Annotated in this window: 6 protein-coding genes; 3 read left to right on the forward strand and 3 right to left on the reverse strand. The window is 58.8% G+C overall.

The genetic code is table 11. The features are described 5' to 3' along the window. Positions 1–341: 341 nt before the first annotated feature. Together NKI49_RS33460 and NKI49_RS24320 are read left to right on the forward strand one after the other, a co-directional pair. Complete coding sequence (locus NKI49_RS33460) at positions 342–1034, forward strand: antitoxin Xre/MbcA/ParS-like domain-containing protein (RefSeq protein WP_502899554.1); 693 nt, start codon at positions 342–344, stop codon at positions 1032–1034. 975 nt (positions 1035–2009) lie between these two features. Then, positions 2010–2651 (forward strand): peroxiredoxin-like family protein, encoded by a 642-nt coding sequence (locus tag NKI49_RS24320; protein ID WP_352604481.1) that lies wholly within the window; start codon positions 2010–2012, stop codon positions 2649–2651. Between the two features lie 181 nt (positions 2652–2832). Here the strand turns inward: NKI49_RS24320 and NKI49_RS24325 are convergent, their stop codons facing one another. Together NKI49_RS24325 and NKI49_RS24330 are read right to left on the reverse strand one after the other, a co-directional pair. Next, on the reverse strand, positions 2833–3606 hold the full coding sequence (locus tag NKI49_RS24325) for an amino acid permease (RefSeq protein ID WP_352604479.1): 774 nt from the start codon (positions 3604–3606) through the stop codon (positions 2833–2835). 341 nt (positions 3607–3947) lie between these two features. After that, positions 3948–4223 carry a DUF3394 domain-containing protein gene (locus NKI49_RS24330; RefSeq protein ID WP_352604477.1) on the reverse strand — a complete coding sequence of 92 codons (276 nt, stop codon included), beginning with the start codon at positions 4221–4223 and terminating at the stop codon, positions 3948–3950. Between the two features lie 173 nt (positions 4224–4396). Between NKI49_RS24330 and NKI49_RS24335 the strand changes: the two genes are divergently transcribed. Further along, complete coding sequence (locus NKI49_RS24335; protein WP_352604475.1) at positions 4397–5323, forward strand: ArsR/SmtB family transcription factor; 927 nt, start codon at positions 4397–4399, stop codon at positions 5321–5323. A gap of 381 nt (positions 5324–5704) precedes the next feature. Here the strand turns inward: NKI49_RS24335 and NKI49_RS24340 are convergent, their stop codons facing one another. Continuing rightward, complete coding sequence (locus tag NKI49_RS24340; RefSeq protein ID WP_352695793.1) at positions 5705–6622, reverse strand: glycoside hydrolase family protein; 918 nt, start codon at positions 6620–6622, stop codon at positions 5705–5707. Positions 6623–6672: the final 50 nt, after the last annotated feature.

Raw genomic sequence — 6672 nt, forward strand, 5'->3', positions numbered from 1 at the left:
TTTCGCTCAACTTCCGCTGCGCCCGTTCCAGAAATGCCGCGACTGGGGCTGGGCGCGCTGCTTGCCCCTGGAACACCGCCGAGGCGCGGCACTCGTAAGCTGCGATACCATTGGGCAATTATGTATCAAGGTGGAGGCAGCTGACAGCTCGGCCCGGCAAAGCAGTTGCAGGCGGACCGCCTCTCTCGACGCGATGGCACCAAGCATATTCTTGTGGGCACTCGAATCCCTCGGAAGCTGGAGCCTGGCAAGCTCCAGCGATCTCGATTCGGCGCCCTCTTGAGGCTATAGAAAGCAATGGATATTCCGCGCATCAGCATCATTCAGGAGAGGCAGACGACGTGACGACAAGACGACGGTTCTCGCGCGGTGGCAACATTATTAAGCAGTCCAACCGAAAGGCACTGGAAGATGCCCTGGCTACTGCGGTGACCAAATTGCTTAGTGAATACGACCCGACAATCCGGAAGCCGGCACTTCGGACCGCCGCAAGATTAGCGGGATACCTAGCTTCAAGTCTCGCCGCCCAAACCCAGGCCGTTCAGCGAGCCTTGCCTGCCATAGAAGATAGCCTTGAGCCTCTTGCCCATGCTTTTCTGGCTCAGCTCGTGGAAGAGGCGCAAGGACGATTTGACCCCCAGTTGCACCGCTTCAAGGCAGTGCCACCTCGAATCCAATCTCCCAGCCCTATCAGTCTCGCAACTGACTGGGCTGGCCCCGTGGCCGGTCCCACAGTGATAGAGAGGCACTTTGGAATACCGAGGTCGACGCTCTTCCGTTGGCAAAAACGCAATGAGGCGATCGCACTTCAAACTGGTAGCAGCAGGTTCGTTTTTCCCCTGAAGCAGTTTGTTGATGCTCGACCAGCAGGCGGGATAGCAGCTATGATAGCCGTCTTCGGGGACCATCGGTTGGCATGGCAATGGCTAATGGCCCCGAACGCGAAATTTGGCGCAACCTCGCCAATCGATGCTCTGCTGACCGGCAAGGCTGCTGACGTACTTGCGGCGGCTCGCCTCGCTGTGGACGAGTAAAACGCGGCCAACGCTCAGATCAGGCACATTCCATCGAATTCGAAGGGGTGCGACGTGTGCCAGCTCGGGGTCGGAACAAGAGCAGTGCGATATCCGCCAAGACGAACATGTCTCGACGTAGAAGCGTCGCCGTCCGACTTGCGGCGCCCCCGCAGGTCCACGGCTTATACGGCCAAACCATCGGCGACGAACTGCTCTGCCACCCAACCGTAGTGGCCGCCATGTGATTTGAAGCCGGGGACGATGACAACCACGCCGCGCGGCTTGGCCGAGCGCCACGTCGAAAGAGGTGATCTCCTACGGGATTAAGTAAAGAGCTCACGTCGGTTTGCTGGGAGCGTAGCACTCGCGTGTAAGGGCAACTAGCCGCCATAGAAGGTCCGCTTTGGCCAGCTTCAGACGTTGGTCCGCGCCAGAAGCCGCAATTCCGCTCTCGGTCCCCGAACTGCCAGTCAGCATGTCGGTCGTTGAGCAGGCCATAGCCGCATCCCAACAGCGGACATCGCGGATGACAATGCTCATGGCCGCGCCACAACCGGACCATCGCCAATCGTGGCGAAATATGAAGATCCGAACTCGACCTTGGTCGTTGCAGATTTGAGCGTCCCAAAACGAGGCCCGGGAACCTGACCTTCAGCGCAAGAGCGTGCGGGAGCGCTACATTTGACGTACGGGCACATCGAAGCCGCCCAAGTTTCAAGGCTTGAACACCGCAAGCATGTGAAGATCCAATCGGTCCCGCCACTGTGTCATCCCATGGCACGGATGAGACGATACACTGGTTACCGCAGCGCTCGCGACGGCTCGCGAAACGGCGACCCACGAGGCTTTTTTCGTGTTATAATGCGCCTGCAACGCGCGTATTCTCGACCTCGGCAATATGGCAGGTCGAAAGCAATTTTTGCCCTGGCGTCCCCCAGCACGGACTCAACTCCGGATGGCGGGGTATGCTTTTCCGGGGCGAGGAGGTTGTCCATGTCCACGAGTAATGTCGAACGCCCGCTGCAGCCGGGCGACCGGGCGCCGAATATTATTCTCGATGCGATCTCGCGCGAAGGCAAAATCGCGCTGACTGATTTTCGAGGTCGTAGCCCATTGTTGATCGGCTTGTTTCGAGGCCTGCACTGTGCGTTCTGCCGGCGCAGTGTCGCGGCAATGGCGCAACTCAAGCCGGCCCTGGGTGAGAAAGGCGTCGAGTGCCTGGCGGTCGTCAATACGCCGGTAGAGCGGGCACGGCTCTATTTCCGTTACCATCCGACACCCGATCTTCTCGCTGCGTCCGACCCGGAGCGGGCATCGCACCGTGCTTTCGGCTTGCGCGAGGTCGGGATGGACAAGGTCATGGGGATCCGTATCGATCTCCCGGGTGAGTTGCCCGAGCCTATGGACCCGATGGCAATGGACGAGTTTCTCAACAAGAAGGAGGGATATGAAATTACGGAAGCCGATCAGCAGATGATGGCTTCCCCTAAGGAGCTGCTTGTTGGTCAGTTTCTCATCGACCGAGGGGGCATTGTACGCTGGAGCTTCACTGAAGTTTTGGAGGATGGCCTGAATACCTTCAAGGCGCCGAATCCGAAGGAATTGATGTCAGCGGCTTCCCAAGTTGCACATTAATGGGCTGCGGAAATAGGCGGCTGACAACTCGCTCGACGACCGCGCCCTTCCCGCTTACTACCGGGGAAAGGCCGTCCTGGGTCAAAACCTGAAGATCGTGAATGACCGCTTCGCGCCTACCTCGGTCATAGAGTCGAGCGTATATCGAGGCAGTGCCTTCACGCTGCTTCACAGCGAATTCCTACTCCGGCGAATAGACCAGCGTTCTGCGGCCATAGGCGCCGAAATAGACGATGGCCAGTGCATACCAGACGGCGACGCCGATGGTACCCTGGCGGTGTAACGGGTCGGTAAGCTGGAAGCCGATGGTGATCAAGGCGATGATCACGGTCAGCCATGCGCCGGGGACACCAAAGGGGCTCCTGTATGGGCGTTCAATGTTCGGGAAACGACGGCGCAGTTGCAGGAAGGTCAGCCCCTGCAGAAGATACGAGAACATGGCGCCAAAAACAGCCATGTTCAGGAGCCTGCCACCGACGTAAGTGCCGGCGGCCCCGCCGCCCTGGGTAAACCAGATCACCACCATGACGACGAAGCCCGCGAGCGATCCTGCGGCAAGCGCCACGTTGGGCGTCTTGTGTTCGCCGTGGGTTACCGACAGGAAATGCGGGAAATAGCCCGCGCGGCTCAGTGAATATATTTGCCGCCCGTAGCCGAAGATGATCGCGTGAAAGCTCGCCACCGACCCGGCGACTGCGAACAGCGCGAGGACCTTCGCCCAGCCCGTTCCGTAGATCGCCCGGAAGCCGTCCAGTATCGGCTCGCCGGACGTTCCGTACGCAAATGCCCCGTCGGGCAGTGCCGGGCTGATGATGAGGATCAGAAAACCGGAGGCGAGCAGCGTGAACATGCCGAGCATGATGCCTTTGGGCGTATCACGCTTGGGATCCAACGATTCCTCGGAGGCAAGCGGCAATTGCTCAATGGCGAGGAACAGCCACACCGCAAAGGGCATCGCCGCGAAATCCCCCTGAGGCCGAACGGCAGGAATGGCCCGTGCCCGTCCGGCAGCGCGATTGCCGCCCGATTGGGTCCCACTCCGATATTCATTGCATTCTTGGCGAAGTCGAATCGTGCCCACGCCAGCGCACTGAGAAGAAGAATACCAGGATGGCCAGGGCGATGAGCGTGACGACCACGGTAACTCCGAACGGAAGTGCGACGCCGCGCACGTTCACCGACAAAAATCAAGTAGCCCATGGGCCACCAGACCGGCTGCCATGCGTCCGGGTGCCTGTGATGGCCGTCATGTAGGTGCCGATGAAATAGACCACGACCGCCGGGGTGAGAACATATTCAATGTTTTCCGCGCCGCCTTTGAGCCCAGAAGATCAGGCCGAGCAACAGGATGGCCCGGATGGCTAACCAGTAGCGCGACGGTCGCTCGGCGGGCACCAGCACCTGGTTGATCTCGTCGCCGGGCTGCAGGCCGAATTTGGCCGCCTGGCTGCCCAGCCGCACGAAGCCAACCGTCACGCTGTCGCGTAGCGCCCTGATATCCAATCCTGCAGCCTTGAGGCGCTCCGTGGATGAATTGCCAGACCCGAGTTGCAGCCTCACCAACTTCGACATCCGGATCACCGATGTCGATTGCCATGTCCGGATCGACGGAGTGGCATTGCAAGCGGGAAAATGAATACCACTTGAAGTTGGTTCGTCTCCGATGACGCGCCGCAACGCATTGATAAAAACATTCTGGTATAAGGTCTATTTTCCATAGAGTTTCCGCACAGACTGGAAAATCAATGGGTCCTAAGCTTTTGGTTATAAAACCTGAGGAAGGCATTGCCGTCCTCAAGGGACTAGCCTCTTCGGCACGCATTTCCATGCTCAAGCTGCTGCATGAGAAAGGGCCGATGAATGTCAACGGCATCGCCGCCGTGCTGTCGCTGCCGCAATCAACGGTGTCGACCAATATCCAGGTGCTGGAGGATGCAGGACTGATCCGCACCGAGAACCAGAAGGCGAGGAAGGGCAGCCAGAAGATCTGTTATCCGACCGCAGAGGAAGTGCTCGTGGTCTTCAAGAGCGAATATCGTGCGCTCAAGAACAACGCCATCGAAGTGTCGATGCCGATCGGGCTTTACACCGGTTTCGAGGTGACGGCGCCCTGCGGTCTCTGTTCGCCGGACGGCATCATTGGTCTGCTCGATGTGCCGAACACTTTCCTCGATCCGGATCGTATGAAGGCTGGGCTGTTGTGGTTCACGCGCGGTTTTGTCGAATACCAGTTTCCCAACAATGCCAAGCTGGCCAATGCCGAGATCACCGAACTCGAAGTGGCGGTAGAGCTGTCCTCTGAAGTGCCAGGCACGAGCGCCGACTGGCCCTCCGACATCACGCTGACGATCAATGGCTTCGATGTCGGCACCTGGACGTCACCCGGAGATTTCGGCGACAAGCGCGGCGTCTTCACACCGTCCTGGTGGAAGCTCAAGGGCTCCCAATATGGCAAGCTGAAGAATTGGCGGATTTCTACCGACGGCACCTATGTCGACGGCATCAGGATTTCTGAAACCAGCCTCGCCGCACTGGACCTCAAAAGCCATCATTCAATCCGCGTCCGCATCGGCGTCAAGGATGATGCCAAGCGTCCTGGCGGGATCAATATTTTCGGCAAGGGGTTTGGAAATTATGACCAGGACATCCTGCTGAGGATCAAAACCGGCTGATAAGCCTCGTTGGAAGCCGTCACCCTAGCAATGTGACAAGCAACTAGATTGGGTGGCTCAGCATTCTCCGAAGTGCTCGGGCCTGTCACAGCGCGCTCAACGAGGCGTCTCTCGCCCTTGAAGTCTGTGCATCGGCGTGACGATCTTGTCTTGCCTGCCAGCTTCGCGATTCACTGTCTCATATGCGTCGGCGCTACCTGCTGGTGATCGAGGAGCACCGGTCGAACATGGTCTCGGAGGTTCGCGAAGCTTCTCGCGACAGCCATCCAGCCGTTCATCTTCATTGCGGGATTGGGCAGCATGGCACCTACGGTGCCGCCGATGGCGCGACCGACGTCTGCAGCCAATCAGCGCCAGGATTGCCGGCCGCAGCCGTAAGGATCATGCAACTTTTGAAAACAGAGCGACGTCACATTTCGCCAAGCCGTAGCGCCACCGGTGATCGGTCGCTGCAACCCGGCTTTGGTAGAACAGTGAAAGTTGGCTGCCTTGGATCATCACTGTCGAGTGACCGTTCTCGCCCGGTTGCCCTGGTTCGAGCACTGGGCCGATCGAGACGTAAGGTCCACTCACCTCGTCAGCAATGGCAAAAAATACCCGTTGCCGGTTCCCCCGAAGGCTATTTGGGAGAAAGCAAGTGGCGTTGAGAAGCACGCGGCCGTCCGGCAACTCGACCAGTTGTGCGCCTTCTATGCCCCATTCGTAGTCGGGATCCTCTCTCGCATTGTGGTGAGGAACATCATTGTGGTCGAGGATCTTGCCGATCCGCTTCCAGGGACCGAACCACGAGTCGGATTGGCTCCGTGCAAGATAGATGTCGGGCTGTGGCACCCGGGTGAAGTTTGGCATGGCGGAATAAACGAGATAGCGCTTGCCGCCAATGATTGCAGGATGCGGATCGTACACCCCATCCTCGTCCGTGTTCGGGATGGCAAGGATTGCCGGGCTGAGAACCACCCAATGGAATCCGTCGTTGGAAACGGCGTGCTCACAGCGGCCCCCAGACTTCATGAACTCCGTCTGGATGAACATGTGAAAGACGCCGCTCTCGTGGATTACACCTGGAGCCGCTACCCCTGTGCCATTGATAGGAAGTTTGATCGACTCGTGTTCGGTCCACGGCCCATATAGCTCGGGCGCCGTCGCATGCAGGATGCTCCACGTCTCGGTGCTCACCGTGCCGCTTGAGCCGAAGACGTGCCACACCCTGCCGTCGAAGACGGGACACGGGTCCTTGAGATCATCCACGCTTTGCGGATGAAATAGCGGGAAAACGTTGGTTTCGAAGTCGATCTTCATGTCAGTCCCCGCAATTGCCTTTGCTCGACCTCGCTCCGGTCGCGCAGGCG

The sequence above is a fragment of the Mesorhizobium sp. M0587 genome, from assembly GCF_040320945.1.
Classification (GTDB): Bacteria; Pseudomonadota; Alphaproteobacteria; order Rhizobiales; family Rhizobiaceae; genus Mesorhizobium.

Coding starts and splice junctions, on each gene's coding strand:
- NKI49_RS24320 (WP_352604481.1), top strand. CDS start 2,010: ATGTCCACGAGTAATGTCGAACGCCCGCTGCAGCCGGGCGACCGGGCG.
- NKI49_RS24325 (WP_352604479.1), bottom strand. CDS start 3,606: ATGCCCTTTGCGGTGTGGCTGTTCCTCGCCATTGAGCAATTGCCGCTT.
- NKI49_RS24340 (WP_352695793.1), bottom strand. CDS start 6,622: ATGAAGATCGACTTCGAAACCAACGTTTTCCCGCTATTTCATCCGCAA.
- NKI49_RS24330 (WP_352604477.1), bottom strand. CDS start 4,223: ATGTCGAAGTTGGTGAGGCTGCAACTCGGGTCTGGCAATTCATCCACG.
- NKI49_RS24335 (WP_352604475.1), top strand. CDS start 4,397: ATGGGTCCTAAGCTTTTGGTTATAAAACCTGAGGAAGGCATTGCCGTC.